The 2614-nt window shown below is 62.1% G+C and carries 3 protein-coding genes; all 3 read left to right on the top strand.

Features of this window, described 5'->3' with window-relative positions:
- Positions 1-190 precede the first annotated feature (190 nt).
- The 3 genes from tnpA to tnpC all read left to right on the top strand — a co-directional run bounded on the left by tnpA (position 191) and on the right by tnpC (position 2472).
- On the top strand, positions 191-547 hold the full coding sequence (gene tnpA, locus BP26_RS0122455; RefSeq protein WP_029922795.1) for an IS66-like element accessory protein TnpA: 357 nt from the start codon (positions 191-193) through the stop codon (positions 545-547).
- Complete coding sequence (tnpB, locus tag BP26_RS28980) at positions 544-840, top strand: IS66 family insertion sequence element accessory protein TnpB (protein ID WP_169740766.1); 297 nt, start codon at positions 544-546, stop codon at positions 838-840. The genes tnpA and tnpB overlap by 4 nt, the downstream gene beginning before the upstream one ends.
- A 93-nt stretch (positions 841-933) precedes the next feature.
- Positions 934-2472, top strand: coding sequence for an IS66 family transposase (gene tnpC, locus BP26_RS0122445; RefSeq protein ID WP_029922793.1), 1539 nt, complete (start codon positions 934-936; stop codon positions 2470-2472).
- Positions 2473-2614 lie beyond the last annotated feature (142 nt).

The following is a 2614-nucleotide window of genomic DNA, read 5'->3' as shown; positions in this document are numbered from 1 at the left end:
GCTTCGACGAAAGTATTGCCGGCTTCCTGCCAGTGCGGCAGGGCCTGACGCTCGCACAGCAGGACGGGGGTGCCGCGCACCGGACCGGATTTGCGCTTGGCCTCTTCGCCGCGTAAGCGGTCAGCCAAGTCATCTTGTTTAGTGAGCCGGTGCCGTCAAGCATGTGTCCACTTCAATTGGTAATGGACACATGGATACTAAGCAGGAATTGCCATCAGGTCGGCGACGCCGCAAGCATAGCGACGAGTTCAGGGAAAGAGTTGTTGCTGAGTGTGCGACGCCCGGGGTATCGGTGGCTTCGGTCGCTCTGGCCAACGGCCTGAATGCCAATCTGCTGAGAAACTGGATCGTGGCGGCGAAGCAGTCGGCGTCAGCGACGTCATCGTCGGCGGATCCCGTCTTCGTGCCAGTGGCGCTCCCGGCGGCGCCATCGTTCTCATCGGAAATCTCCATCGAGCTCCGGCGCGGCGAAACGGCCGTCCAGGTGCGCTGGCCGATCCAGGCGGCAGAGGCGTGCGGGGCCTGGCTTCGGACCTGGCTGCGGTGATCCGTATCGATGCGATCTGGCTGTCGACGGTGCCTTTGGACATGCGAGCAGGCACCGACACAGCACTTGCCAGAGTCGTGACTGTCTTCGGCGCCGCACGACCGCACCACGCCTACCTATTTGCCAATCGCCGGTCGAATCGCATGAAGGTCCTGGTCCACGACGGCATCGGAATCTGGCTCTGCGCCCGGCGATTGAATCGTGGTCGTTTCAGCTGGGCTAATACCGCTTCCGGACTCCAGGTCTCGCTGACCTCCCAGCAGCTCGATACCCTGATTTTGGGTCTGCCGTGACAGCGTGTCGGAGACGCGATCAGCCTCGTATAAAAAGATCATAGAGGCTCTGATTTCATTGGCTTTTGGCCTGTTTTCTGCACAGTATTTCGCATGCAGGAAAGCGCGCACATCGACGCCGCCCAGCTCGACCATCTGAATGCCGTCGAGCTCAGAGCAATGGTCTCCGAGCTGCTGGTCCGGATCGACCAGGACCAGCGCATCATCACCTGGAAGGACGCCAAGCTTGCCAAGGTGACCTTCGAGCTGGCCCAGCTTCGCCGCCTCAAGTTTGGCCGCGGCAGCGAGCAGATGGATGCGATTCAGAAGCCTCTCTTCGACGAATCCGTGGAAGAGGACCTGGCGGCACTGGGCCAGGATCTCGAAGACCTCTCCACCCCCACAGCAGAGGACAAGCCCAAGCGTGCCCCCAAGCGCACAGCGCTTCCGGCACACCTGCCGCGGGTCGAGCACCGGCATGAGCCGGACAGCACGACCTGCGCCTGCAGGTGCGCGCTGAAGCGAATCGGGGAGGACGTCAGCGAGAAGCTCGACTACGCGCCTGGCGTGTTTTCGGTGGATCGGCATATCCGGGGGAAGTGGGTCTGCACTCAATGCGAGACGCTGATCCAAGCCCCGGTGGCGTCGGAGATCATCGACAAGGGCATTCCGACCTCAGGGCTGCTGGCCCATCTGCTCGTCGCCAAATTCTCGGATCACCTTCCGCTGTATCGGCAATCGACCATCTTCGGTCGAGCCGGCCTGGCGATCCCGCGCTCGACCCTGGCCTCCTGGGTCGGCGTCTGCGGATCCAAGCTGCAGCCGCTGGTGGATCGATTGAAGGCGCAGGTACTGACACACGCCGTCCTGCAGGCTGACGAAACGTCAGTCTCTACCCTGGCGCCGGGGACCGGGAAGACCCATCGCTCCTATCTGTGGGCTTATGCCACTGGCGAATTCGAGTCGCTCCGTGCGGTGGTCTATGACTTCACACCCAGCCGCTCAGGTGAGCATGCCCGGACCTTTCTCGGAAAATGGAAAGGTCACCTGGTATGCGACGATTACAGCGGCTACAAAGCCAGTTTCTCGACAGGCATCACCGAAGTCGGCTGCATGGCACACGCCCGAAGGCATTTCTTCGAACTACATGCTGCGAACAAGAGCGTGCTGGCCGCCGAGGCACTGGATCGAATCCGGCAGCTGTATGCCATCGAAGCCGAAATCAAGACACTCCAGCCCCCGGACCGACTGGAACACCGACAACGACGATCGGTGCCGATCGCCACCAGCTTGAATGAGTGGCTCAAAGCCCAACGGGCCCTGGTGCCCGATGGCTCCGCCATCGCCAAGGCCATCGACTACAGCCTGAATCGATGGCCGGCGCTGACGCGTTTCCTCGCAGATCCCGCTTTGCCCATCGACAACAACCATGATGAGCGGCAGATCCGGCCTTGGGCGGTCGGCAAGAAGAACTGGCTCTTCACCGGCACCCAGCTCGCCGGGGAACGCGCTGCGGCGATCATGAGCCTCATCCAGACGGCCAAGCTCAACGGCCATGATCCGCACGCCTATCTCAAAGACGTCCTGGCTCGATTACCGACGCAGCCGGCCGGCAGACTCGATGAGCTTTTGCCGCAAAACTGGAAGCCTTAGGCCTCATAGCTCGGCGTCTTACCGTCAAGACGGGATGCCTGAACGCTTACTTCGCCGCCAGCATGGGTGTTGGACGGGGCGGTGGCAGGCCGGTACCAGGCGACACGCCCGGCGGCGCAGAGCTTGTCCAGCATTGCCGGCA

This window comes from Nevskia soli DSM 19509 (genome assembly GCF_000711955.1).
Lineage (GTDB): Bacteria > Pseudomonadota > Gammaproteobacteria > Nevskiales > Nevskiaceae > Nevskia > Nevskia soli.
Note: the sequence above shows the minus strand (reverse complement) of the source record. Positions and strands in the feature narration are given on the sequence as shown.